At 58.5% G+C, this 24,484-nt stretch carries 21 protein-coding genes; 6 read left to right on the top strand and 15 right to left on the bottom strand.

Going from position 1 to position 24,484, the window contains the following annotated elements; all coding sequences use genetic code 11:
* Nucleotides 1–3: 3 nt before the first annotated feature.
* From tmcD to DESLA_RS0110535, 5 genes are all read right to left on the bottom strand, one after another.
* Nucleotides 4–1,278, bottom strand: a complete 1,275-nt coding sequence (tmcD, locus tag DESLA_RS0110560) for an electron transfer complex subunit TmcD (RefSeq protein ID WP_028572418.1) — start codon at nt 1,276–1,278, stop codon at nt 4–6.
* A gap of 106 nt (nt 1,279–1,384) precedes the next feature.
* Nucleotides 1,385–1,786, bottom strand: a complete 402-nt coding sequence (locus DESLA_RS19990; RefSeq protein WP_035261699.1) for a cytochrome c3 family protein — start codon at nt 1,784–1,786, stop codon at nt 1,385–1,387.
* 140 nt (nt 1,787–1,926) lie between these two features.
* Nucleotides 1,927–4,308: a PAS domain S-box protein gene (locus DESLA_RS19985; protein WP_245590045.1), complete on the bottom strand. Its 2,382-nt coding sequence runs from the start codon at nt 4,306–4,308 to the stop codon at nt 1,927–1,929.
* Between the two features lie 629 nt (nt 4,309–4,937).
* Nucleotides 4,938–6,653 carry an FAD-dependent oxidoreductase gene (locus DESLA_RS0110540; RefSeq protein WP_028572417.1) on the bottom strand — a complete coding sequence of 572 codons (1,716 nt, stop codon included), beginning with the start codon at nt 6,651–6,653 and terminating at the stop codon, nt 4,938–4,940.
* Between the two features lie 3 nt (nt 6,654–6,656).
* Nucleotides 6,657–7,586, bottom strand: a complete 930-nt coding sequence (locus DESLA_RS0110535) for a universal stress protein (protein WP_028572416.1) — start codon at nt 7,584–7,586, stop codon at nt 6,657–6,659.
* A gap of 507 nt (nt 7,587–8,093) precedes the next feature.
* Here DESLA_RS0110535 and DESLA_RS0110530 point away from each other — a divergent pair.
* From DESLA_RS0110530 to DESLA_RS19975, 6 genes are all read left to right on the top strand, one after another.
* Entirely contained in the window at nt 8,094–9,407 is a 1,314-nt protein-coding gene (locus DESLA_RS0110530) for a sigma-54 interaction domain-containing protein (RefSeq protein ID WP_028572415.1), read from the top strand.
* Nucleotides 9,408–10,115: 708 nt separating this feature from the next.
* The gene (locus DESLA_RS23445; RefSeq protein WP_245590044.1) at nt 10,116–10,985 is read left to right on the top strand and encodes a NifB/NifX family molybdenum-iron cluster-binding protein; all 870 of its coding nucleotides are present in this window, start codon (nt 10,116–10,118) and stop codon (nt 10,983–10,985) included.
* Nucleotides 10,982–11,899, top strand: coding sequence for a nucleotide-binding protein (locus DESLA_RS0110515; RefSeq protein WP_028572413.1), 918 nt, complete (start codon nt 10,982–10,984; stop codon nt 11,897–11,899). Before DESLA_RS23445 ends, DESLA_RS0110515 begins: the two co-directional genes overlap by 4 nt.
* Nucleotides 11,892–12,779: an ATP-binding protein gene (locus DESLA_RS0110510; protein WP_028572412.1), complete on the top strand. Its 888-nt coding sequence runs from the start codon at nt 11,892–11,894 to the stop codon at nt 12,777–12,779. The genes DESLA_RS0110515 and DESLA_RS0110510 overlap by 8 nt, the downstream gene beginning before the upstream one ends.
* A gap of 67 nt (nt 12,780–12,846) precedes the next feature.
* Complete coding sequence (locus tag DESLA_RS0110505) at nt 12,847–13,230, top strand: NifB/NifX family molybdenum-iron cluster-binding protein (protein WP_028572411.1); 384 nt, start codon at nt 12,847–12,849, stop codon at nt 13,228–13,230.
* Nucleotides 13,231–13,368: 138 nt separating this feature from the next.
* Nucleotides 13,369–13,761, top strand: a complete 393-nt coding sequence (locus tag DESLA_RS19975; protein WP_051434590.1) for a response regulator — start codon at nt 13,369–13,371, stop codon at nt 13,759–13,761.
* A 42-nt stretch (nt 13,762–13,803) separates the two neighbouring features.
* Here DESLA_RS19975 and DESLA_RS0110495 read toward each other — a convergent pair whose 3' ends face one another.
* The 10 genes from DESLA_RS0110495 to DESLA_RS22905 all read right to left on the bottom strand — a co-directional run bounded on the left by DESLA_RS0110495 (nt 13,804) and on the right by DESLA_RS22905 (nt 24,371).
* Nucleotides 13,804–15,753 (bottom strand): hybrid sensor histidine kinase/response regulator, encoded by a 1,950-nt coding sequence (locus tag DESLA_RS0110495; protein WP_035261696.1) that lies wholly within the window; start codon nt 15,751–15,753, stop codon nt 13,804–13,806.
* A gap of 343 nt (nt 15,754–16,096) precedes the next feature.
* The gene (gene divK, locus DESLA_RS0110485) at nt 16,097–16,450 is read right to left on the bottom strand and encodes a DVU0259 family response regulator domain-containing protein (protein ID WP_028572409.1); all 354 of its coding nucleotides are present in this window, start codon (nt 16,448–16,450) and stop codon (nt 16,097–16,099) included.
* 168 nt (nt 16,451–16,618) lie between these two features.
* Nucleotides 16,619–17,518 carry a universal stress protein gene (locus tag DESLA_RS0110480; protein ID WP_028572408.1) on the bottom strand — a complete coding sequence of 300 codons (900 nt, stop codon included), beginning with the start codon at nt 17,516–17,518 and terminating at the stop codon, nt 16,619–16,621.
* Between the two features lie 42 nt (nt 17,519–17,560).
* Nucleotides 17,561–18,967, bottom strand: a complete 1,407-nt coding sequence (hmcF, locus tag DESLA_RS0110475; protein WP_028572407.1) for a sulfate respiration complex iron-sulfur protein HmcF — start codon at nt 18,965–18,967, stop codon at nt 17,561–17,563.
* A 39-nt stretch (nt 18,968–19,006) separates the two neighbouring features.
* A complete protein-coding gene (gene hmcE, locus DESLA_RS0110470) occupies nt 19,007–19,684 on the bottom strand; it encodes a sulfate respiration complex protein HmcE (RefSeq protein WP_028572406.1) in 678 nt (225 codons plus the stop codon).
* A gap of 153 nt (nt 19,685–19,837) precedes the next feature.
* Nucleotides 19,838–20,014 (bottom strand): sulfate respiration complex protein HmcD, encoded by a 177-nt coding sequence (gene hmcD / locus DESLA_RS23205; protein ID WP_337833219.1) that lies wholly within the window; start codon nt 20,012–20,014, stop codon nt 19,838–19,840.
* Between the two features lie 20 nt (nt 20,015–20,034).
* Nucleotides 20,035–21,207 (bottom strand): sulfate respiration complex protein HmcC, encoded by a 1,173-nt coding sequence (hmcC, locus tag DESLA_RS0110460; protein ID WP_028572405.1) that lies wholly within the window; start codon nt 21,205–21,207, stop codon nt 20,035–20,037.
* Nucleotides 21,204–22,298, bottom strand: coding sequence for a sulfate respiration complex iron-sulfur protein HmcB (gene hmcB, locus DESLA_RS0110455; RefSeq protein ID WP_028572404.1), 1,095 nt, complete (start codon nt 22,296–22,298; stop codon nt 21,204–21,206). The genes hmcC and hmcB overlap by 4 nt, the downstream gene beginning before the upstream one ends.
* A gap of 23 nt (nt 22,299–22,321) precedes the next feature.
* Nucleotides 22,322–24,079, bottom strand: coding sequence for a sulfate respiration complex hexadecaheme cytochrome HmcA (gene hmcA, locus DESLA_RS0110450; RefSeq protein ID WP_028572403.1), 1,758 nt, complete (start codon nt 24,077–24,079; stop codon nt 22,322–22,324).
* Between the two features lie 19 nt (nt 24,080–24,098).
* Nucleotides 24,099–24,371 (bottom strand): hypothetical protein, encoded by a 273-nt coding sequence (locus tag DESLA_RS22905; protein WP_156932928.1) that lies wholly within the window; start codon nt 24,369–24,371, stop codon nt 24,099–24,101.
* Between the last annotated feature and the right edge of the window lie 113 nt (nt 24,372–24,484).

The raw sequence follows: 24,484 nt of genomic DNA, 5'->3' as shown, positions 1-24,484 counted from the left end.
TGGCTACCCCCTTGACGAGAAGTCCGAAAGTGTGGCGACGATGCGCACGAACGCGCCCTTGTCCACGGCCCGGATGAGCACCTTGGAGCCGTCGGGGCTGAAGACGGGGGCCCAGACGCGGTCAAAGTCCCGCTTGTAGGCCTTGCCGTCCACGAACACGGCATGTCGGCCCGCTTTTTCCACCTTGGCGGCGACATGGGTTCCGTCGGCGCTGAAGACCGGCTTCCAGGCCATGTCGTAGGTTCCGCTCCATGGGCTGCCGTCCACGACTATCCGCCAGTCGATATTGTTGTTGTTGGCCAGGACCGCGGCCCGTTTGCCGTCCGCGGACAGGGTCAGATCCAAGAGAACGGGAAACGTGGCGGACCAGGGCTTGGCGTTCACGGCCACGGTGAACGCGCCGAAGGTGGGAGCCACGATGGCGGCCAGGGTTTTGCCGTCCGCGCTGAACTGCTGGTGCCAGCACTGAAAAAAGTTCGGTTCCCAGATGGTCTTGCCGTCCTGGGCCATGCCCCAGGCTCCGGCGATGCGCACCGGGGCGACCACCGCGCCGGTGGCCGGGTTGAAGCGTGGTTCCCAAACGCAGTTGTAGGTTTGCCCCCAGACCGCGTCGTCCACGGCAATGGAGTATTCATAAAGGTTCAGGCGAACCTGGGCGGCCACTTTCCGGCCCTGGGAATCGAAGGTCGGGGTCCAGACGTTCATGAACGTTTTTTTCCAGGCCTCCCCGTTCACGGCCACGGTGTAGACCCCGCGACGGAAGGCGACCAGGTCCGCGGCGGCCATGGCCTCGGTCTGGATCACGGCGGCCGTGCCTTGCCCGTCGGCGCTGACGGCGTACTCGTTGGCGTTGTCGAACAGGTTCGCCCAGACCGCGCCGTTCACGCTCATGCCGTATTGACCGTCGTTCTGGATGGCCGCGGCGATGACCGAGCCGTCCGCTGAAAAGCAGGGATGCCAGAGATACGCGTAGAATTCCTCCCAAGGCTCTCCGTCCACGGCCAGAGTCCATTCGCCGTCCTGCTGGGCGATGACCACAAGGCGTCCGTCAGGGGAGAATCCGGGCTTCCACAATTTTTCAAAAGCGGACTCCCAGGTTTTGCCGTTTACGCACATGGAAAACGTGTCGTCTTCCAGGCGGACCACGGCGGCGAGACTCTCGCCGTCCGGAGCGACGTAGGGCTCCTCCTGCCACTGGTGCGCAACTCCGCAGGTGGTCGAATCCAGAATGACCCGCTCACCCGGCTGCCAATCCCAGGATGATGCAGCATCTTGCATAATCACTCCTCACTTTGTTTCTGTTGGAATGCCGAAGTTCGGGAAATGCTCGGGCGTCACCGCCGTTCGGCGGGATGCTGTCGGACCGTAACGTCATGATCCGTGTTTATGGCCTGACGTGACATTCCCCGCACATGATATATCCGGTTGTCTTGTCCTGACGGAGGTATTCCTGGTGACAGCCGACGCACTGCTCGTGAAAGGCCTGCATCAATCCAACGCCCGTCTCGTCCTCTCCACTCACCGTATGACAGTCGGAGCAATGGTTTTTGCCGGAAAACATGTCCCAATAGTTTTCTTTTTTCTCGTTGACGTAGACGTAATCATGATGACAGTCCATGCAGTCGATGATTTCATAGTGTAACAGATGGTTGAACTCCACGCCGGGGCGTTGCCGGTTTTCAAAGTCCTTGCTTTCGATGAAGTATCGATCCTCTTGAGCGACGATAGTCCCGGCGATGAAGACGCTCAGGGCAAGGCAACAGATGAAAAGAACTCTGCTTTGCATGCACTCCTCCGTTGTTACGGTTGTATTGTGTCCTGGTTGTTGATGACGTTCACCGTCGTCTCCAGACTGGTGCACGTTGCCCAAGGCCGGTGAGGGCCACATCACTGAGTCTCCCTCTTGTCGGTCGTTTCGAAGCGTTTTCAGGCATGGTCCTCCTTGTTGCGGTCTTCAGGCTTGTCCTCTTGTCGGAGATCTCCTCTTCCATTGAGTTCCGCTCGAGAGCAGACGCACCGGTCGTCCACCCACAGACAGTTTTCTTCATCGGCCACGGGAAAGGTGATGGTGAAGCAGGCGCCGCCGGTTTTCCGGTTCTCGGCGACAATGGTTCCATTGTAGTCCTGGATGATGCCGTAGGAGATGGAAAGCCCCAGGCCCGTACCCTTGCCCACCTCCTTGGTCGTGAAAAACGGCTCGAAAATTTTTTCATTCATGTTCTGCGGCAGTCCCGAGCCCGTGTCGCAGATTTTGATGATCACGACGGCGTCCGTGGAGTCGGTGACGATGGTGATGGTCTTGTCGCCGGCTTTGACGTCCTTGCCGTTCCAGCGTTCTTCAATGGCGTCCCGGGCGTTGACCAGAAGATTGATGACGACCTGTTCCAGGCGATTCGGTTCAGCGATGATCAGGGGCAGGTCCTCTTGCAGTCGCCAGTCGACGAAAATATTGCGGACATTGAGTTGTTGGCTGAAGAACTCGAATCCGCGCTTGATGACGTCGTTGATCTGGACGGGCATGGTCTTGAGTTCCGACTTGCGGCCGAATTCGCGCATGTGGGAGATGATTTTTCCGGCCCGATCCACATGGGTGCTGATGCTCTGGGATATCTCCTCCAACATCGCCATGTCGATCTCGTGGCCCTTGCCGACCTTTCTGGCCAAAAATCCGCTGATGGATTTGAGAATCGTCAACGGCTGGTTGAGTTCATGGGCCACCCCGGTGGCCATTTCGCCCAGGGTGGTCATTTTGCTGGCATGGATGAACTGCTGTTCCGCCTCCAGGCGCTTGGTGATGTCGCTGCACGAGACGATCAACACTTCGTAGGCTTCGAACGTGGACAAAGAAATGCGCATGGAGACGAAGATGCTTCGACCGTCCTTGGTGAGCTGCGATGTCTGGTTGATTTCATGGGTGGTTCGCAGGTTCCGCGTCCAATACTCTCGCTCTTCTTCCTTGAACAACGACGTAAATGGCTTGCTCAATAATTCCTCGGGCTTGTATCCGTACATTTTGAGGACCGCGTCGTTGCAGTTCATGATGGACAGATTTTGGGCGTTGAGAACGAACAGCGCACTGGGAATGGCCTCGAAAATGGAATGGTAGAACAACTCGGAGGCGGCCAGTTTGAATTCGAGTTCCTTGCGCGCCGTGATATCCAGCATCATTTCCATGGCCGCCACGGTGTTGCCCCCGGCGTCCTTGACCGGAGCCGTATAGACGATCCAGTGGATGGTTTTGCCTTCCTTGGAAAGCCCGACTTCCTCACTGACATGGGGAGAATCGTATAAAAAGGTCTTTTCCACGGGACAGACCGTGCATCGCTCCGTGCGGCCCTTGTTGATCTCGAAGCAATGCCGATCTCTGATATTGCTGCCGAAGTGATCCTCGTACTTCATGTTGTGGCGGATGACTTTGTAGTCCTTGTCCACGACGCTGAGCAGGCAGGGAACATTCTGGAAAAGATTTCGATATTCCTCGCGCTGGGCGACCAGGAGCGTTTCCTTCTCCGCCACCTTGCGGCACATGGTGTTGTACGAGTCGGCCAGGACTCCGATTTCGTCGGCCTGCTTGATGTTGATGCCCGTGTAGTCCTCTCCGGAGCAGATGTCCCTGGTCACGTTGATCAGCCGACGGATGGGCTTGAAGATGAGGATGTGGTAGTTCAGGAACAGGACCAGAAAGGTGGCCAGAAAGACCAGCAAGGAAATGAGCATGTTGGCGCGTTCAAAATCGCGCAGTTTCGTGCCTTTAATCTCCGTGCTCACCTCCATGTCCAGCAGGCCGAGCAGTTGCTCGTCCTCGGAATGTACGTGGCACGGCGGGCCGTAGCACCCGGGCTTGTTCGGAACAGGAGTGATGGTGCCGACGATGGTTGCCTCATCGGCCTCGATGATTCTGCTGCGTTTCTCCTGACTCATGGTCGCCGGGGGCGGCGATTGGGCATGGCACGTCCAACAGGACGCGTCACGCATGTCCAGGTAGGTCCCGACCTCTTCGCTTTTGCTGGAATAGGCGATCCGGCCTTTCTTATCCAAGAGACGGATGGCCTTGATGTCTTCCTGTCGGCTGATGTTGTTGATGATCTGCTTGATGTCGTCCTCGGAGTCCAGGAGCATGGCATAGTCCAAGCCGAGAAGAATGGTGTCCGAAAGGATGACGATGTCGGATTTAACGCTGCGCAGGATGAAGTCGCGCAGGTAGACGATATTGAAAGCGGTCCAGAGACCGGCGCAAATGAAGAACGTTACTCCGCCGGAGAGAAGCATCTTGAACGTCAAATTCTGGAACATGCTTCGAATTTTCATGGACATTCCTTGACGCGAAGCAATGTTGATAAAATCAGTAGCATTTGTTGATTCATTGTTTTAAGGAGGAATCGCGGTAACTACTCAGCACAGAGTAATTTTGTTGCCGGGGTCGGAATCGGGATCAGGATCGGGATCGAAAACGCTGGGATGCGTTCTGAATTCTTCCTGTTTCGATTCCGACTCCGATACCGACCCCGACACCGATTGCCGGAGCAAGATCGGACACAAAATGTACTGAGTAGTTACTCTTATTTTCTCTCTTCCACGTTCTTTTTGAGCGGATTTATACATGGAATGATCCAATCTGGACTGCATTTGTCGTATATGCGCGTACTTTTTTGTGTTTTTTAGTTTGTGACATAATACACATACTTTCTAAAGTAATGCAAGAGGGAGAAATCGGAACGTTCTCTTTTGATAACCAGGCGGAAAACTTCTCTTTCAGGGGACTGCAAGAGGAGGATGGTCAAGGGTTTGATGGTTGCGAAAAGGAAAAATGCAGGAATAGAAAGTGAATGGAAATAATTTCTGTAAAGAAACGCATAAAAAGGTTTCGGGCAATCCCCCCAAGGAAATCCGACTGATCTCCCTTGACGGCGTCATGCCCGAAACCATGATCTTCTGGATCAGGAAACGCTGAATCCCATGGCATTGACGGCGCTTGTGCCGCCTTCCACGCTGACCACATTCTGAAAACCTTCGTGACCCAGGGTTATGAGCGCTTCATAGGAGCGCGCCCCGGTGCCGCAGATGACGACGATGCCCTTGTCTCGCGGCAGCTTGTCCAGGTTTTCGGCCAGATCTCCCTGGGGAATGTTGACCCAGTGCTCAGGATGGGCCAGGGCTTCTTCCTTGGCGTCGGATGGTTCGCGGCAGTCCAGGAAGAAATGCGTGTTTCTTTCCCGCTGCTTCCAGAGGGCCGCGAACTCATCCGCTTGAATGGCCATGTTCCGTCCCGCGAGGATGTTCTCCGCCGCGTTGCCCAGCACGTTCAGAATATCCAGCGCGGCGGAAAATGGCGGTGAGTAGGCCGCTTCCAAGTTGCTCAAGGCCTCTACCCTCAGGCCCGAAGGCAGCAACCCGGCGACCACGTTCACCTTGCCCACCAAGGCATCGCCTTTGTCCGCCGTTCCCTGCATTCCCAGGACGCGACCCGTTTGGCGCTCCACAACCAAGTCCAGGTTCATCACCCCTTTGTCAGGGTGGAAGTGAGCCCGATCCAGTTGACTGACGTGGACACTCAGGGCATCGAAGCCCGCGGACCGAGCGGCCTGCAATGTCAGACCGGTACCCGCGGCGGCGAGGTCGAACAGCTTGACGCACCAGGAGCCCACCACGCCGGAAAAAAGGGTCGCGCCGCCGGCCAGGTTGTCGCCGATCACCCGGCCTTGGCGATTGGCCAATGAGCCCATGGGCAGGAAGACGTTGGCGTTGGTCAGCAGGTGGCGCAGTTCCACGCAGTCTCCTCCGGCGTAAATGTGCGGATCGGAAGTCCGCAGGTACTCGTCCACCGTGATTCCACCGCGCTCAGAGACGGCCAAACCCGAGGCACGGGCCAGTTCCGTATTGGGTCGAACGCCCACGGCAACGATGACCAGGTCCGCCGGGATCTCGTCGTCTTTGGTGCGTACACGGGTTACCCGGCCCTGGTCGTCGCCCTCCAGGCTGAGCACCTGGTCGCCCAGTTGGAACCGTACGCCCTTGTCCCGCATGTGCCGCAGGGCCGTGAGGGACAAATTGCCCCCGATCACGCCGGGCAGGATCTGCTCTCGGAGTTCGATGACCGTGGTCTCCACCCCCCAGAGATCGACCAGGGCCACGGCCATTTCCAGGCCGATGAATCCCGCGCCAACCACCACGGCCCGCTTCACGCTTCCACTGGAAACGAGGGAGCGGATGCTTTCGGCGGAGTCCAGGTTATGCACGGTATGTACACCGGCCAAATCTCTTCCCGGAAAGGGCGGAACCACCGGTTTGCTGCCCGTGGCCAGCACCAGCTGATCGTAGGCCAGCACCTCGCGGCGTCCCGTGGGTACGTGGGCAAGCGTCACGGTCTTGGCCTCGCGGTCTATGGCCACGGCCTCTGTTTCGGTGCGCACGTCTACGCCTTTGCTTTTTCGGAAATATTCAGTGTCCCGAAGGACATGAAATGACGTACTTTCCAGTTCCGGGACGTCGTTGACCTCGCCGGAAACATAGAAGGGGATGCCGCAGCCGCTGTAGGCGATGCGTTTGTCTCGATCCACGAGCGTGACCCGGCTTTCCGGTTCCAGGCGCTTGAAGCGGGCGGCGGCTTTGGAGCCCAAGGCCACAGCCCCGATGATGACGATGTGTTGTGGCATGGCTTACGCCTTCCTCCCAGTCTGACGTGGTTTTCGAAAATGAGCGGCCGGTGCGTCCGGACCAACGAGCATCACCGGGCAACGCGCTCCGGCGATGACTTGGGACGAGGTATCGGGTTTCTTTTGGGAAGAGTCCTGGGGGCCGGCGTAACAGTCCGAAGCCAGGACGATCAGGTCGGCCTCGTTTTCCCGAGCGTACTTCAGGATTTCCACGGACGGATCGCCCTCGCGAACGACGAATTCCGTTTCAGCGGGCAGGCCCAGATTTCGGCCAAGATAAGCCAACCGGTTTGCGGCTTGGTGCAGTGCGTTGGCCAGGACGGCCCGGTCGGGCGCGGCGTCGTCCAGCGGCAGGGCATGGAACGCGAACAGGGTTCCGGCATCCGCCTCAATGATGCTCGCCGCCATGGTCAGGGAGTCCTGTTTCCCATCCCGAAGGTCGGTCGCGGCGACGATGCGGCGGAACGTTCCAGACAAGGATCGATTCGAAGCCGTCGGCATTCCCGGCGGAAGAACGAGCACCGGACAGGCGGCTTCCCAGGCGATGAGCAGAGCGGTGTCCATGGTCGAGGCGGAAAGCTCCCGTCTGCAGTGCTCGGCGTCGCCCTGGTCGCCGATGACCACGAGGTCCGGCTCCATGAGGCGGATGGTCTTGAGAACCTCCACATGGACAAAGCCGGAGCCGAGCATCACGTCCGCCGTCAATCTCTCGGGCATGTTCGCCCGGCAGAATGCCTCGATTTCGGCCCGTCGGGCCGAGAGTTCCCGCTCATCGGAAAGCTGGAGCACGCAACTTTGCTCACGCTCATGTGGAGCGCTGACATGCTGGACCATGAAGCCCGACTTGTGTCGGGCTGCGATTGCGGTCGCCAACCGGAGGGCGGACGTACCGTCGGCCTTGTCCGTCAGGGCCAGGAGTACCAGCTTGAACATTTGCGCCTCCCGCGGAACTGTTCACATTTATTGTATCGGTATTTGGGGCGGTTTTGCCGCTCCGCCTCGGAGCAGTTGGTCCTGCCCCGAGCCGATGGTTCATGCAGCCGGTTTGGACGCAGCACCCGGAGACGTGCTCGAAGGGCCACGCCGGGTACCGCCTGAAGAACGCCCTCTCTTGCGTCCGCAACCTTGCCCACTGGCTTCCTGTTCACCTTGGCGGCATGGTCCACGGCCCCAACCACCACTTTTATCGCCGCCTTTGTTTTTCCCTTGGCCTATGGGGCCTGTTCCATCTTGATTCGGCATAAACGACCTCCTTTGGTTGCTATCCGTCTGACATTGCCTAAGCAGCTTTCATGCCGCCTGGGAGTTGCCTGTATTTTTGATGGGTTGACACTTTCGGGTTTTTTCATAGAAATGGTTTGGGCGTAAAATTTGCCCGATATGTTATGCTGGACGCAATATTCTCCCGGTGGGGGAGATTCCTTATCGAGTGAGGCGATTATGCATTTTTTACACGACATTTCCTGTGAACATATCATGGACAGCCTGGCCGACGGGGTGTTCACCGTGGACAAGGACTGGAACATCACCTTTTTCAACCGAGCGGCCTGCGCCATTACCGGGGTGTTGAAGGACGAGGCCTTGGGGCGGAAGTGCTGGGAAGTTTTTCGATCCAGCATCTGCGACGGAGCCTGTGCCCTGAAGGCCTCTCTGGAGGCCGGCGAAAGCCGTGCCAATCGGTCATTGTATTTCGTGCGCAGCGATGGAACCAGGGTGCCCATCAGCATCAACGCCGCTCCGTTGCGGGACCGGCGCGGCAAAATCGTGGGCGGGGTGGAGACGTTTCGCGACCTTTCGGCGCTGCGTCAGATTCAGAAGAAGCTGGACGGGTTGTACCGGGTGGAGGATATCATCAGCAGAAGCCCGGTGTTTCAGCGGACCTTGAGCATCCTGCCTCAGATCGCGACCAGCGGATCCACGGTGCTCTTGCTCGGCGAGTCGGGAACGGGCAAGGAGTTGGTGGCCCGGGCGATCCACAATCTGAGCGGCCGCAACGGCGAACCGTTCGTGGCCGTGAATTGCGGGGCTCTGCCGGAGCAGTTGCTGGAAAGCGAACTGTTCGGCCACAAGGCCGGGGCTTTTACGGACGCCAAGCGGGACAAGCCGGGCAGGTTCCAGGCTGCCGACGGCGGGACGCTGTTTCTCGACGAAATCGGCGACATGCCCCTGGCCCTGCAGGTCAAGATTTTGCGCGTCTTGCAGGAAAAGGTGGTTGAGCCTTTGGGCGCGGTACGCGGCGTGCCGGTGAACGTCCGGGTCGTCGCGGCCACCAACAAGGATCTCGAGGATATGGTCGCCCGCCAGGAGTTCCGGGGGGATCTTTATTACCGTTTGAACGTGGTTCGCCTGGTCCTGCCGCCCTTGCGGGAGCGACCGGAGGACGTCCCGCTGCTGGTCCGGCATGTGGTTAAGCGCCAGAACGTATTGACCGGCAAGGACATTCAGGGAGTGACGGAAGAAGTGATGCGTCTGCTGGTGCGTCATCCGTTCCCGGGCAATGTCCGGGAGTTGGAAAACATCATTGAATACGCGTTCATCCTTTGTCCCGGCGGCTTGATCAAGCCGGAGCATCTGCCCGATGGTCTGTGCCCCGACACTCCGGCCACGCCGACCATGGCCTTGCGCGGCACCATGGATGAAATCAAACAACAGGCCGCGGCCCAGGCGCTGGCCCGCAACAACGGCCGGGTCATGGCCGCCTGCCGCGAACTGGATGTGTCCAAGGATACCCTGCGGCGGTTGCTGCGTCGGTGACGATTGAATTTCGTAACCGTTAAAAAAAAAATGAGGTAACCATGGCCTGGATTCCCGCGAAGGAGGGAATCCAGGTTTTTTATTCGTAACTACTCGGCACAGAGTCATTCTGTTGCCGGGGTCGGAATCGGGATCGGGATCGGGATCGAAAACGCTGGGATATGTTCTGATTTAGTCCTGTTCCGATACCGATTCCGATACCGACCCCGATTGCCGGAGCAAGATCGGACGCAAAATTCGCTGAGTAGATACAATATTTGGAGATTCGCCTCGACCTCTCCCTGTTATATCCTCCCTTTCCTCATTTTCCGTCGTGCCGGGTTCGGAACCTTGAGCCCGGCGTCCAACTTCTTTTCACGCCGTGATTCGGGCGAATTATACGTCCATCGCTTTGCGCCGGTTCGTCTGATTTCGTCTTACAGGCTGGAACGAATGATTATTTTTGCTTGGCATGCAATATGCCAAGTGAAGGAATAAATGGTGCGATTTTCGTAACTACTCCGCACAGCGTCATTCTGTTGCCGGAATCGGAATCGGAATCGGGATCGGGATCGGGATCGAAAACGCTGGGATGCGTTCTAAATTCTTCCTGTTTCGATACCGACTCCGATACCGACCCCGACACCGATTGCCGGAGCAAGATCGGACACAAATGTACTGAGTAGTTACCGATTTTCTTCCCCCCCGAAGCATTTCGGAGAATCGGCGATGCGAGTGTGTTTGGCCTGCTACGGAAACCGTATCGCAACATTACTGGATACGGCCACATCGCTTCATCTCTATCATGAACAGCCCGAAGCGGTGATGCGCGGCACTCCGGAACAGGTGCATCCGGAACCGAACCGTGAGCCGGAAATTCACGTATTGCCGAGTACGGTGCGGGACCTTGGCGTGATGGGTTTTGCGCGGACCCTGGTGCAACTGGATGTCGAATGGTTGCTCTGCGGCGGCTTGGCATGCCCGGACAGGGAAGTCCTGCATTTCGCCGGGATACAGGTGGAGCCGTGGATTCGCGGCAGGACGGATGAGGTGGCGCAAGCCTGGTTTTCGGGCCGTATTCGGTCTTTCAAAATGCCCGGCCTTGGACGGCTTGACTGTGCCGCACGGCGGGGACGGCGACGAACTACAAAAGGAGCTTGTACAATGAAAATGAAACGGATTGCTGTTTCCAGTGAGGGCCCGCGCCTGGACGACATGGTGGATCCACGGTTCGGCAGGGCGGCGGGCTTCGTCATCGTGGACCCGGCGGCCGGAGACGCTTCCAGCTACATCGACAATGGCGCGTCCCAGGTCATGGCCCAAGGCGCGGGGATCCAGGCGGCGCAAAATCTTGCCAACGCCGACGTGGAATTGGTGATCAGTGGGTTTGTCGGGCCCAAAGCCTTTCAAGCTTTGTCCGCCGCGGGAATCCAGATCATCCAAAATGTGGAGGGCGTAACCGTGGGGCAGGCCGTGGAACGGTTCAAGCGCGGCGAACTGACCGTGGCCGATGCGCCCAACTCCCAGGCGCATGGCGGGACAGGTCGAGGCAGTGGCCAAGGGAGCGGCCAAGGACGCGGCCGGGGAGCGCGGCGGTGATCTTCGCTGTTGCCAGCGGCAAGGGGGGGACGGGAAAAACCACGGTCACCGCCTCCCTGGCCGCCATCTGGGAGGGACCGCTGACTCTCGTGGATCTGGACGTGGAAGAACCGAATCTGCACCTTTTCCTGAATCCCGAAATAACGAGAGAGTCAGCGGCCATGCTGGAGGTTCCGGTCCATAATCCGGACACGTGCACCCTGTGCGGCGAGTGCGCTACGTTTTGCCAATACAAGGCCTTGGCAATCATGGGCAAAACCATGCTGTTCTATCCGGAAATGTGCCACGGTTGCGGCGGGTGTCTGAGAATCTGTCCCGAGGGCGCTCTCAGTCCGGGCGGACGGGAGCTGGGCCGGATCGTTGATGGCCAAACGGAGTTCGGACGTTTTGTGATGGGCCGGTTGCGGGTGGGGGAAGCCATGAGTCCGCCACTGATGCAGCAGGTCAAGCAGCTGGTAAAGGAGCAAGCGAGTCATGCTGGGATGCCTGAAGTCGCAGAGGGCGGCGTAGAGGGTGACGTACTGGGCGACGTGCTGATTGACGCCCCTCCAGGGGTGAGTTGTCCGGCGATGCACGCCGTGATGGACGCCGACGCGATCCTGCTGGTCACCGAGCCAACGCCCTTCGGCCTGTATGATTTTCGTCTGGCCGTGGAGGCCTTTTCCGGGCTGAACAAGCCCATGGGCGCGGTGATCAACCGGGTCGGGATCGGGGACCAAGGCGTGGACGATTACTGTCGGGCCGCCGGCATTCCGATCTGGGCCCACATTCCCAACAGCATCCTCGCGGCCAAAGCCTATTCGCGGGGGGAGATCGTCGCCAGGGAGCTGCCTGAACTGAGAGGGCTTTTTCAGGAGTTGAAAGAGCGCATGCGGGCCGCTGTCAGTGCATCCCAGGAGGTGGGCCGTGCGTGAAATCGTTGTGATCAGCGGCAAGGGCGGCACGGGCAAGACCAGCATCACGGCAGCGTTCGCGCATTTGGCGGACAACGCCATGGTCTGCGACCTGGATGTGGACGCGCCGGACCTGCACATGTTGTTGGCCCCGGTTGTCGAGGAAGAGCATGCGTTTCGCTCCGGGAACGAAGCAGTCATCGATCAAGAGCGATGCACGAAATGTGGGGTATGCGCCGAGTTCTGCCGCTTCGGGGCCGTGCGCGAAGACCAGGGGAGGTATGTGGTCGACTCCCTGCGGTGCGAAGGCTGCAAGGTCTGTGTCCATTTCTGTCCGGATCAGGCCGTGGATTTTGTGGAAAAGCATTGTGGACAGTGGTTTTCCTCGACCATGCGTTTCGGGCCGATGATCCATGCACAGTTGTTTCCAGGGGAAGAAAATTCCGGACGGCTCGTGGCCCTGCTTAAGAAGGAGGCCCGACAGCATGCGAAAAAACAGGGATTGTCCTTGATCCTGTGCGACGGAACGCCGGGAATCGGGTGTCCGGTCATCAGCTCGCTTTCCGGGGCGAATCTGGCGGTGGTGGTCACTGAGCCGACCCCGTCCGGACGGCACGACCTGGAGCGTGTGGCCGACCTGTGCCTCCATTTCCGCATCCCCGTGGCTGTAATCGTGAATAAGTTTGACCTGAATCCCGAGAACAGCCGGGAGATCGGCGCGTACTGCCGCGAGCAGGGGCATGGCCTGTTGGGCATGCTGCCCTACGATGAGCAGATGACCAAGGCCATGATTCTGGGCAAGTGCATCACGGAAATGCCGGCCTCTCCCTTTGGCGACGAATTGCGTGGGATATGGGCAAAGATTGTCGCGTATCCCGTTGGGCCGTTGCGTCTCGCTTGACTGTTGCAACGCAACATATTGGATTTAAAATTGCTAACCGCTTCGATATGAATAAGGAGATGTCACCATGGACACGTTGATTATCGCCGTCCCGTCCGAAACCCCCGGCGGCCTGGATGCCGCCGTCGGGATGCATTTCGGCCATTGCGATCTGTACACCATCGTGGAAGCCAAAAACGGGGAGATCGTGGACGTGCGCACACTGCCCAATGTTCCTCACCAGCAGGGTGGGTGCATGGCCCCGGTCAACCACCTGGCCCGCAACGGCGTGAAGGTGCTCATTGCCGGTGGCATGGGGCTGCGTCCGCTAATGGGATTCCAGCAGGCTGGAGTGCGGGTCGTCCACGGAGCCGGCGCACCTTCCGTGGGGCATGCGGTGCAAGCTTTTCTGATGGATTCCCTGCCGACCTTCAGCACCGAGAATACGTGCGGCGGGGGAGTGCAGCACTAGCCGATCTTCCACATTGCCACGCCGATAATCCGGTGTTTCCTTGAGTCGCTCTTTGCACGGGAAGCGTCGGATCATCTTTTTCAGGAAGTAGTTTTAAATCGTCTCGTCGCGAGGTATCGGGATCAAGGAAGGAATTGCATGCAAATACTGATAGCCACCAACCGTTCAGAGGATATATTCGCCCGCTTTTGCGAAGCGTTGCGGCAAGAGATGGAGAATGTGGAGTTATTGTTCACCAACAACGGGACCAACGTCCTGGCCGCGGTGAAGGTCATGCCGCCGGGATTCCTGATCTTGGACCAGGGACTGCCCGAAGGCGAGCCTTTGCATCTGGTGCGTAAATTGATGTCGGTGAACGCGGCGGTGAATTGCATCGTAATCACTGACCTGGACGTCGACGCTTTTCATGAAGCCGGTGAAGGGCTGGGAATCTTCGCGCCACTGCCCGTGGAACCCAGTTTTGAGGACGGAGTGGCTTTGGCTCGACGCATGAAACGGTTCATGGTGGGCGTTGGCGCTGTTTCCGGCTAGGATGTGAATGTATCCTCCGTATGTTCCAGAGCTGGGAAGCTGTCAGCTTCTCGGCGACTGTCGGTCGGGGCAGGGCGCAGGTTGTTTTCGAGGCAGGGTGATGGTGAAGGTGCTGCCCTTGCCGGGTTCGGATTCCACGGTGATGGAGCCGCCGTGTTTTTCGATGGTCTGGTTGGAGATAAACAGGCCCAGGCCGGTACCCTTGCTGCCCTTGGAAGAGAAGAAGAGGGTGAAGATTTTGTCGCGGGTTTCCTTGTCCATGCCCTGGCCATGGTCCTTGACCGTGATGACGACGTGATCCGGGGTTCCCGAGGCTGAAAACTCGACCTGGCGTTGCTCGTCTTCAACTCCCTCGCAGGCATCCACCGCGTTTTCCAGGAAATTGACCAGGGCCGCGGACAGGGCGGCGGCGTCGATCTCAAAGGTGCCGAGTTTTTTTTCGGCATGAAAGGCGAACCGAACGTCGGCCTTGTCCGCTCGCAGGCGGATCAGTGCGGCCGTGTCGGCCAGGAATTTCGCCGCGTCGAGTTCTTGGACATCCAGATCCCTGGACTTGGCGTAGTACAGGATATCCAGCACCAGCTTGCGGACCTTGCCGATGATGTTCTTCAAGGTGTTCATGGCGTCCGCAATCTGGTCGGGCTGGTCGTTTTTCAGTCCGGATTCCAGGCGGTACATGCCGCCGTCCAAAGCCGTGAGCAGCCCTTTGACCCCGTGGGACATGGAGCCGAGCATGATGCCCAGGGAGGTCAGATGGTCCTGGAGGCGGCGAATTTCGGTGATGTCCGTGTACATTTCAATGACCTGATGAATATCACCCTGGGCGTTGCGAATGGGCGAGGAAATCGCCAGCACGTTGAGCTGTTCGCCGTCCTTGGTGGTGACCACGGTTTCCATCTGATGCGACTCACCGTCCTGGAGCGTTTGCTGCATCAGGCAGTCCGCGCAGGGCGCTTCGCGGCCCTTTTTTTCTTGATAACACAGCAACCCCTCGGCCTCGTTGAACTTTTCCTTGAAACGGCGGTTGGTCTCCGCCACGGTGAAGTCCGTGTTCTGCACCGTAATGTAGCAGGGCACCTCGTCGAAAAGGCGCTGGTATTTGCGCTGGGTGGCCAGCAGTTCGTCCCGGAGGCGGCTGAGTTCCGTCATGTCCACGGCAATGCTCAGGACCAGCCCGACCTCCCCGCCCTTGTCCAGGACCGGGGAGGTATGCGCCGTGACCGGGATCGGCGTTCCGTCCTTTCCGGCCAGCGTTGCCTTGAGGCGTTGACCGTTTCCCGACAGGAAGGTCGCCTGGACGGGGCATTCGGATTCGGCAAAGGCCTCCTGGGCGTACATCTGGGGCGTGTTCATGCCGTTGCAATCACCGATGCGCTCCCTGAACAGGCTGTTGCAGGCCACGACCCGCAGGTCCTTGTTGTGCAGGGAAACGAGGCAGGGCAGTTCGTTGAAGAGCCCGGTTCGGTTCTCCACCTCGGTGGTGATTCCGGATAAAAAATCACTGAATTTTTCCACCATCTGGCCGGCGGCGGTCTGGCGTTCCAGCTTGACGATGTGCTGGGTTTTTTCTTCCACGAGCCGTTCGAGGTTTTCCGTGTAGTTCCGTAACTGGCGTTTCATCACGATTTTCTCCCGAACGCGGTTCAGGGAGATTTCCAGCACGTCGTCGTTGATCGGCTTGGTGATGAAGTCCGCGGCTTCGTGCTTCAGGGCCTCGATGGCCAGTTCCAGATCCCCGTGGCCGGTGATGATCACCACTTCCACGTCGGGGTAATCTTTTTTGACCCGCCGCATTAACTCGATCCCGTCCATGACCGGCATCTTGATGTCGGTAAGCACGATGGACGGTTGAAAATCTTGCATTACGTCCAGAGCGATGCTTCCGTTCTCGGCGGTTTTGACCTCGTACCCCATGTCTTCCAGGGTCAGTCCCAGAAACCGTCTGATTCCCTCCTCGTCGTCGACGAGGAGTAATTTCTTGTCCGTGATCATGTTTGCTCCATTATGAAGATGAAGACGTAAAGCGGGCCATGCAGCGCATCCCAGGCTAAAAGGACGGTTTTTTCTTGCCATACCGACCCTTTTGTTTCCGAGTCAGTCATGCCCGTGAAGACAGGGATCCGGAATCGGAATGAGACCACGCACGGAATGTACTGATACAGCTCCAGTGGTGGAAAAAAAGGAGTAAAAGGGACGGACGGAAAAGGCAATCCACGCATGGCGAAAAAACACCCCGTGGATGATAGGCGGGCGGTATTGGAAAGCGAAGAAAGTGAAAACGTCCACCCTTGCCCCGCGAGCGGGATAAGGGTGGACGGATATTCGAGGGGCCGGCTCAGCCGATGGTCTGTTTGACGATCTTCATCAGCTCGTCGCGGTCGAAAGGCTTGGTCAGGCTGGCGACGGCCTTTTGGATCGCATACTGGTTGGACGGCAGGCCGCTGATCACGATGATCGGGATTTTTTTCAGTTCCGGGTTCTGGGTCAGTTTGCGGTAAAAGCGCGGACCCCATTCATTGGGCATTTCCAGGTCAAGGGTGATCAGGTCCGGCTTTTCCTTGGCCACGATGTCGTGGGCTTCAGAGCCGTCGTTGGCTTCTACCGTTTCATAGCCGTTGTCCTTGAACAATTGGGTCAGGTACGAGGTGATTTCCTTGTCGTCGTCGACGACCATGATTTTCTTCGCCACAGTACACCTCCTGGTGAGATTCGGAATGAACTTCCAATCCTTGAGGTTGCCGAAATCAACGAGAACTTGGCATGCATGCGAAGTTTTTTCGTCTCGCATGCGCCGCTTTACAATTCCACCGCCCGGGTTCGGAGACATCGGGCGGTGGACGCAATGCTCGCGACTTGCCTAAACCTTGTCCGGTCTGTTGACGCTGACCACTGGGCAGTTGGCCCGCAGGAGCACCTGTTCCAGGGTCGACCCCATGCGGGCCTGTTCCGGGTCCAGTTCCCTGGTGTTGTGGGCCAGGACGATCAAATCGGCCATGCGCTCACGGGCGATCTTGACGATTTCCACGTAGGGATTGCCTTCCCAGACGTCAACTTCAAAGTTCTTGAAATCTCCCATCTTGGGTCCGTACACGTCTCGCAGTCGTTTGCGAAGCGTGATCAGTTTGTCCTCGATGTCACTCTGAGCCAATACCTTGCTGGTGATGTCCAGGGCATGGAACAGGGTCATTTCGCAGTCGAACTCCTTGGCCATGGACAGGGCGTACTTGAAGGCGCTTTCCGACTGCTTGGAAAAGTCTGTGGCAAAGACGATATGGGAGAAACCGCCCATATACGACGCGGATTCGCGGTGCACGGTCATCACCGGGCACTTGGCCGCCTTGGCCACGCGTTGCAGGGTGCTGCCGGGGTAGCCCTTGGAGTAGATGTCGCTGGAGTCCCCGGAGTGCGCGCCCATGATGATCATATCCACGTCCTCGTCGCGGGCCGCCCGGAGGATTTCCCGGTGCGGCAGACCCGTGGCCAGGATGATGCGCGCGTTTTTGCATTCCTCAAGCTGCTTGGCGTAGGTGTTCTTCAGTTCTTCCTCAACCCAGGCCATGTAGTCGTCGTCGACCTGAACGGTCTCCTGGGAGCGGACGTCGTTGACCTCCTGGTAGGAAAAGCCTTTTTTCGGTACGCCGGCGACGTGAAAGAGCAGCAGTTCCGCATCGTAGCGCTTGGCCATCTCAAAGGCCACCCGCGCGGCCCCGAAACTTGCCGGAGAGCCGGTTGTCGCCAAAAGAATCTTTTTCTTCATGAGATACCTCGTATGTGCTGACTGTTGGTGCGACAAGGCGGATTATTCCTCTTCGCCTTCCTCGTCCTGGGGCTTGAGGTGATCCGGGACGATCATCATCTTGATCACCAACGGCTTGAGGAAGCTCCAGCGGATGCCTATGGGATATTCTTCCTCCAGGTCGCGGATGGCGTCCCAGCAATTGTGGCAGGGCGCGACCACGAGCTTGCACCCTGTGGCTAAAATCTGCTCCCTCTTTTTAAGCAGAGCAATGTTTCGCTGGGGGCGATACTTGCCGATGCCGTTAAATCCGCCGCCGCCGCCGCAACAATAGTTGTATTCCTTGTTCGGCGCCATTTCGACGAAATAGCCGGGTTCAACAAGATAGCTCATGATTTCCCGGGTGATGTTTTTCAGACCCTGATTGCGGACGTAATTGCAAGAGTCCTGGAGTGTGACCGGTTCTTTGATCCGTTTGGCCGGGTCGATTTTGATTCGCCCGGTGCGCAGCATTTCCGCAAGCCATTCCACATAATGGATGTAGGGTCTGGGGGGTTGGCCATCTTCGCGTCCGGCCCAATAGGGCCCTTCGATGACCGTGGCCCGGTGGGCGTGGCCGCATTCCGTGCCCACGACCCGCTTGGGGCGCAGACGTTCGATGGCGTCATAGACATGCAGAACTTGTTGCTTGCAGCCTTCCCAGTCCCCGGCGAAAATTGTCAGGGAGGTTTGCTCCCACCCTTCCGAAGGTACAGTCCAGTTTTCACCGGCCACATGGAATAAAATCGCAGCTTCAGCGATGTCTTCCGGATAGTGTTTGGCTTCGCGGGCATTGAGGGTGTACATGATGTCCGCGTCTTCCTTGTCCACGGGAATTTCCAGGCCCGGCCACTCCTCGGAGTTCTCGTCAGCCATCCATTCGCAGGTGTCCACCCAGTCTTCGGTGGTCACGTCCATCTGGGCCTTGTACACCCGGTGCATCCCGGAACCTATTTTCAGTTCCCAAGGCACGAATCCCTGGGAAAAGAGCAGGCCGCGCGTGTAGGAGAACATCACGCCCATGTCGATGCCGTGGGGGCAGAACTGGCCGCAACGGTTGCAGCAGGTACACCAGCTCCAGGCGATGTCCATGCATTTGCGCATGAAAGCGTTGTCCACCTTGCCCTTGCGCTTGACGATCTCACCCAAGGTGGCGTGGATTTTAGCCGAAGGGACCTGGCGAGGATCCCTGTCGTTGCATTCATAGAGAAAACAGCTGTCCGCGCAGAGTCCGCATTTGGCGCAGATGTTCAACCATGTTTTCAGTCGGGATTTCATGGTGTTTTGGATCGTGGACCAGAGCTTGTCCGTATCCACCTCCAGTTGTTCCATTTCCGCGTAGTATTGCTTGCCACTCTTGTCCCCGAGCGTCAGCTTGAGCTGCTCGTCCGTGACAATGGGCTGCTTGTTGCAAAGAATTCCTTCGGGCATTGTATTCTCCCTCTCGTTGAGCTTGTGTTTCTCAGACGCCTACCAGGTCATCTGGGTGCCTTTCATCCCGCCGCGCTTGATGCCGTAGTCCATGCCCAGTTGCGCGCGGGACAGGAAGAAGAGGACCACGTGGTTCAGCTTGGTGAAGACCAGGCTGAGCAGCCAGACGTGGCCGGTAATGATGTGGATGAGCAGCCAGAAGTCGTAGTTGCCCACGTTGTATCGGGCGATCAGGCCGGTCAGGAAGGGGGACACGGCGATGACGATCAGCATGTAGTCGTAGGCCGAGGTGAGAATCCTAACCTCGGGATAGGCGATCCGGCGCAGGATCAGGAAGATGCCGCCGATGACCACGACCCAGGACAGAAAGTCGGCCAGACCGGCGGAAATACCCGGCAGGCGGATGCCCCAGCTGTCCTTGAGCATGATGTTGTGCGCTTCGAGAAAAATCGGCGTGAACAGCAGGCCGATGTGAAAGCTGAAAAAGAGCAGGGTGAACAGCGGCTTGGCCCGCCAACCGTGGGAGCCCCAGGGCAGGATCCAGAAAAAGATGGATCTGGCGGCCCCTTTCAGGCCGTGCTGCATGTTGGGCCGATAGCCCACGCGGTCCAGTCGCCAGTCCAGGCCGCGGATGTACGTCACCACATGGTACGTCAATCCAACGACCACGACCAGAAACGTGATCCAGACCATGGGTCCAGTCAAGAAATTATACATATGCGTCTCCTCGAGCATCACTTATGTTGTTGCAAGTCGGACAGTGTTTCGTCCGTCGATCCAGAGGGTTGGGATCATGAGCAATTGGGCTCGTTTCGGAGGTATCCGGCACGTTCTCGTACCGGATATCCGCTCCGCCGATTTGCCGCTTTGCTAATGACCATGGCCATTGCCATGTCCCTCACCGGTCCGGTGTGGGTTGTCGATGGGCTTCTTTTCGCCCATCAAAAACTGCCACCAGAGTACGGCGCCGACCAGGATGCCGCCCATGAGCAGGTAGGTCATGGTCTTGGTATGCATGAAAAACTCGTGCAATGAGTTGAATTCCATTGGTATAGCCTCCCTTATGCTCAGTGTTGGCCTTTGTAATCAGGGTGCTCGAAAAAGACGGGCATCCTGGTGGAGACGAATCGGAACACAACCACGCCCACGGTGACGATGAACACGGAGATGATGATCTCCATGAAGGCAGGGAAGTATTTGGCCTCCGAGGGCAGGTGGTAGTTGAAGGCGACCAGGGAAACGTTGAACCGGTTCAGGACAATGCCCAGAACGGTCAGGATCGCCGTCCACTTGATCAGGGCGAAGTTCTTGTCCCGCGCGCCCACGGCGTACAGGAAGGCCGGCAGGGCGACGAAGCAGAGCATTTCCACCAGGAACCATGCGCCAAAGCCACTGGCCAGGTAGTGCCAGTTGTTGTCGTAGGTCAGGCCGACCATCTTCAAGGCAAAGTAGCCGAACAACACCCAGGAGCAGCCCTTGGCAAAACCGAGAACAACATCGTTGTGGTTCCTGTTGTATTCCTCGTCCATCATCCGGTGCAGGTACTTGTGGGACAGTGAACCTTCAAAAATGACCATGGACAACCCGGCCGCGATGCTGGAGACGAAGAAGAAAACCGGGAGATAAGCCGAGTACCACAAGGGATGCAGCTTGGACGGGGCGATAGTGTACAAAGCTCCCAACGAGGACTGGTGCAGCGTGGAGAGGACCACGCCGAAGATGACCAGCACCAGGGTCATTTTGACCAGGGCGTCCCGCAGCTTCCGCCACCCGGTCCATTCGAACAGGGTGGGCAGGAACTCCATGAACAGGACGGTCAGGTACAGGAACACGCACAGACCTACTTCGAAGAGCAGGGATGTCGTGCCCTGCTGGACGAAGATCGGGTAGGGCAGCCGCCAGGGACGACCAACGTCGTAGTGCAGGGCCATGACCACCAGGGCGTAGCCCAGGAAGGCGGTCAGAACCGCGGGGCGGACCGCGGAATGGTATTTCTTGAAGCCGAAGACGTAGCAGGCCGCGGCTGTGGTGTAGCCGCCGGCCGCCAGGGCGACGCCGCAGAGCAGATCGAAGCTGATCCAGATGCCCCAGGGGTAGTTGTCGTCCAGGTTGGTCACGGCCCCGAGCCCGCCGGTGAAGCGGATCACGGTGACGATCAGGCCCGCGATGATGATCAGGCCCGTTACGATATTGAATGGCGTCAAATATGACTTGAAGTCGTCATTGGTCACGGTGCTCATTTGCCCTCCTCCTCGTCCGTTTTGGTCGCGTCAGCCGCTTTGAGTTCTTCTTCCTTCTTGGCCAGGGCTTCCTTGACGGCCTTCTTGACCTCGTTGTCCAGGCGGCGGTTGGCGGCTTCCTCGGCCTTGCTCAGGGAGGTGGTCAGATTTTCCTCGGCCTCGGCCTTGGCTTTGGCCAGGGCGGCGGCCACGGCCTCTTGCTGTTCCTGGGCCGCGATTTTTTCCTTGCGCTTGTTGATGGCGTAGATTCCGCCAAGCAGCACGGGCCAGACGCCCACCACCACGGGGACCGCGGCCAGGGCGCCGGCGGTGAGTTCCGGAGCGGACTTGGTGCCCAGGTCCTCGCGCAAGCCGACCTGGGTGAAGGGCACTCCGGAGATGTACATCCAGCTGGTGCCGCCCATTTCATGCTCCCCGTATATCTGCTCCACATAGCGGCCCGGGAAGGCGGCGAATCGACGGCGGGCCAGGTTGATCAGTTCATGGCGGGGGCCGTAGATCATGGCCTCCATGGGACAAGCCTGCACGCAACCCGGCAGGCGCAGTTCGCCGGAGCGCATCTGCGGACCGCACAGCGTGCACTTCATCACCCGGGGGGTGAAGGCCTTGTGGTATTCGTAGGTCGGAATTTCAAAGGGGCAGGCGATCATGCAGTACCGGCAGCCGACGCAGACGGTTTCGTCGTAGTCCACTGCGCTGTCTGATTTTTTCTGGAACGCGCTGACAAAGCACGAGGAGGCGCAGGCCGGTTCCAGACAGTGGTTGCACTGGTTCTTCCGATACACGGGACCGCCTGGGGTGTCGAACTTGTTGACCACGGTGAAGGTGGCCGAGTCCGTGCGTCGGCGGGTGTTCAGGATTTCCAGGTTGTCGAAGGGCACTTCCGGTTCGGGAAGGTTGTTGACCTGGTTGCAGGCTAATTCGCACTTGCGGCAGCCGATGCACCGCGTCCCGTCGAACAGCACGCCCGGGGTGTCGTGATAGCCTCTGAAATCCTTGGCCGCGGCCCGGGCGGCGACCGGAGCGACGGCCGGAGCCGCCAGCCCGGCCCCGGCCGCGCCCATCAATCCGAGGAATGATCTGCGTTTCATATGTCGGTTCTCCTTACGAGCTGTCAGTTCTCTTTCTGTTTGTGGCAGGAGGCGCAGTCCGTGGCCGCCGGCTTTTCCAGGCCCATCTCCGCGTGGCAGGACATGCACTGGATGTGGTAGGCGGCCAAAAGTCCCGGTCGGCCAAGACGTCCTTCCTGGGACCGCTGGTCGTGGCAGGATTGGCAGCTCGGCGGGGTCTTGGAGAGAGGGCTGTTGTGGTGGCAGCCCTGACACATGGTCACCGGCGTCGCGTGAAAGGTGGTGGCCAGGGAGTCGTCCTTCATCCTCTCCATCATGCTCATGACGATCTTACGGTGAGGCAGCTCCGCCGGCTGGTACTCGTCGGCCAGGACGTCGATCTTGACCACGTCTGGAATGTCTTCCTCGGCGATGAGCAGGGCTTCCTTGGGACGCTGGTCGATGAGTTGTTGAGCCAGAGCGGCGCGGCCTTCCTTGTCCTCGGGAACGATCACCGGCTCTCCGGCGGGCTGTCTGCCGTCGGCTTGGGCCGGAATGAGCATTTCGGTGTAGTCCGCGTAATCCGTTGACTGATGCCCGGCGGGACGCTGGGCGAGGACGTCCGGGTTGACGTGACACAGGGCGCAACTGGAAGCCGGGGGCTCGGCGCCGCGAGGCATGGCGGTGTGGCAGCCGGCGCAGGTGGGATCCTGCTTCATTTCGTTATGGCAGCCCACGCAGCTGGACTTGCTGTCCGGGGCGTGCATGGCCCGCTCCAGGGTGATGTAGCCGCCCTCCTCAGAGCCTTGCAGGGTATGACAATCCGTGCAGGAACTCTTCAGGGTTTCATGGTGGCAGTCCCGGCAGGCGTCCGTGGCCTGTTCGTGCAGTTCATGGTTGAAGGGCACGGGATACATCAAGGTCGGCCGGGTGGCGTCCTCGGGCAATTCGGGCAGCTTGGCCGCCAGCAGCACGGCGTCGGGCTGATTGCGGGGCAGGCGGGGCAACACACCGTCCAGCTCTTCCAGTTTGTCGGCGAATTTGGCCTGCATTTCCAGGCGCTGCGGCCCGCCGTGACAGGAGGCGCAGTCCAGGGGGCCGTTACGCTCGGCTTGAGCTTCCTTGTTTTCCAGGTGACAGGTCACGCACTGGCCGTGGAAGGCTTCGGAAAGATTGGCCTTGACGGGCTCCTTGGGTTCGGCGGTGTGGCAGGAACGGCACCCTTCCTCGGCGAACTGGATGTAGACGAGTTCTTGTTTGTCCTCGTCATATTCGTGGTGACATTGTCCACAGTTGGTGTCCTTGCCTTCGTCCTTGGCGATCAGGTTCGAGTCCCAGTGGATATAGTGCAGCATGTTGTCCATGCTGCCGGAAACCCAAGCCTGGGTGTGGGCCGCGGGTTCCACGTGGCACTTGCGGCATTCGCCGATCTGGGGGCCGGGATTGGCCATTCGCGCCTTGGCGTTCTCCGCGTGACAGGCCGTACAGTTGTCGTGATACAGGTCTTTCAATTGATTCGCGGCGGGGTCCTCGAAGCGCATATACTTGTAGGAGATCGTGCCTTCGTCGTCCTTGATGTGACAGGCCGCGCAATCCTTGTCCTGTTCCGCCAGGGCTTCGGTATGCGCATCGTGTAAAAACTGAACGGCGGAGGCCTGCTTCGTGGTCTGCTTGGCTGTGGCCTGGATCATGATCAGATCGGCCCTGCCGGAATCCTTTCCGGAAGAGCTGATCATGCTCATCACGTCGGCCTGTAGAAAAAGCACGCAAACTAAAACGAACAGGCACCCGGACAAGCCCAGTACTAGTTTCCTGTATGCCATGAAAATCGCTCCCTTTTTCTCAATTTATCGAGCGGAGTTGCTTGCGGTGGTGAAAAAAACGCCTTTGCCGGATGACGGGTACTTTAATATGTTTGATGTTTATGTTCACTGTTTCACATGTACGCTCCTTTGCCGTGAATAACGCCGCTCCTCGAGCCGGAATCAGCGGAACGAGGTTCTGAACCCCTTGGGCCGAAAAAGACAAAAACCCCTCCCGGTTTGAGGGGATTTCGACAATAAAATTATGAGCAACGGCTCCCCCGGCCTCCCCGCCGTATTCATCGCGTTCCATGTGAACCGCCCGTGTGGAGGTTGGACAGCTTGCAGGTGAACACGGGGGTGGCTTCGGATACCCGAAAAACCTCTCTGAAAGGCGGGTTTTTAAGTAGGACTTGCTAGATGAGC

Source organism: Desulfonatronum lacustre DSM 10312 (assembly GCF_000519265.1).
GTDB classification, from domain to species: domain Bacteria; phylum Desulfobacterota; class Desulfovibrionia; order Desulfovibrionales; family Desulfonatronaceae; genus Desulfonatronum; species Desulfonatronum lacustre.
The sequence above is the reverse complement of the archived record's forward strand: the minus strand, read 5'-3'. Positions and strand labels throughout refer to the sequence as shown.

Bases quoted from the DNA above. Each gene is read 5' to 3' on its own strand.
- tmcD (WP_028572418.1), bottom strand. From the start codon at position 1,278: ATGCAAGATGCTGCATCATCCTGGGATTGGCAGCCGGGTGAGCGGGTC.
- DESLA_RS19990 (WP_035261699.1), bottom strand. From the start codon at position 1,786: ATGCAAAGCAGAGTTCTTTTCATCTGTTGCCTTGCCCTGAGCGTCTTC.
- DESLA_RS19985 (WP_245590045.1), bottom strand. From the start codon at position 4,308: ATGAAAATTCGAAGCATGTTCCAGAATTTGACGTTCAAGATGCTTCTC.
- DESLA_RS0110540 (WP_028572417.1), bottom strand. From the start codon at position 6,653: ATGCCACAACACATCGTCATCATCGGGGCTGTGGCCTTGGGCTCCAAA.
- DESLA_RS0110535 (WP_028572416.1), bottom strand. From the start codon at position 7,586: ATGTTCAAGCTGGTACTCCTGGCCCTGACGGACAAGGCCGACGGTACG.
- DESLA_RS0110530 (WP_028572415.1), top strand. From the start codon at position 8,094: ATGCATTTTTTACACGACATTTCCTGTGAACATATCATGGACAGCCTG.
- DESLA_RS23445 (WP_245590044.1), top strand. From the start codon at position 10,116: ATGCGAGTGTGTTTGGCCTGCTACGGAAACCGTATCGCAACATTACTG.
- DESLA_RS0110505 (WP_028572411.1), top strand. From the start codon at position 12,847: ATGGACACGTTGATTATCGCCGTCCCGTCCGAAACCCCCGGCGGCCTG.
- DESLA_RS19975 (WP_051434590.1), top strand. From the start codon at position 13,369: ATGCAAATACTGATAGCCACCAACCGTTCAGAGGATATATTCGCCCGC.
- DESLA_RS0110495 (WP_035261696.1), bottom strand. From the start codon at position 15,753: ATGATCACGGACAAGAAATTACTCCTCGTCGACGACGAGGAGGGAATC.
- DESLA_RS0110480 (WP_028572408.1), bottom strand. From the start codon at position 17,518: ATGAAGAAAAAGATTCTTTTGGCGACAACCGGCTCTCCGGCAAGTTTC.
- hmcF (WP_028572407.1), bottom strand. From the start codon at position 18,967: ATGCCCGAAGGAATTCTTTGCAACAAGCAGCCCATTGTCACGGACGAG.
- hmcE (WP_028572406.1), bottom strand. From the start codon at position 19,684: ATGTATAATTTCTTGACTGGACCCATGGTCTGGATCACGTTTCTGGTC.
- hmcD (WP_337833219.1), bottom strand. From the start codon at position 20,014: ATGGAATTCAACTCATTGCACGAGTTTTTCATGCATACCAAGACCATG.
- hmcC (WP_028572405.1), bottom strand. From the start codon at position 21,207: ATGAGCACCGTGACCAATGACGACTTCAAGTCATATTTGACGCCATTC.
- hmcB (WP_028572404.1), bottom strand. From the start codon at position 22,298: ATGAAACGCAGATCATTCCTCGGATTGATGGGCGCGGCCGGGGCCGGG.
- hmcA (WP_028572403.1), bottom strand. From the start codon at position 24,079: ATGGCATACAGGAAACTAGTACTGGGCTTGTCCGGGTGCCTGTTCGTT.
- DESLA_RS22905 (WP_156932928.1), bottom strand. From the start codon at position 24,371: ATGGAACGCGATGAATACGGCGGGGAGGCCGGGGGAGCCGTTGCTCAT.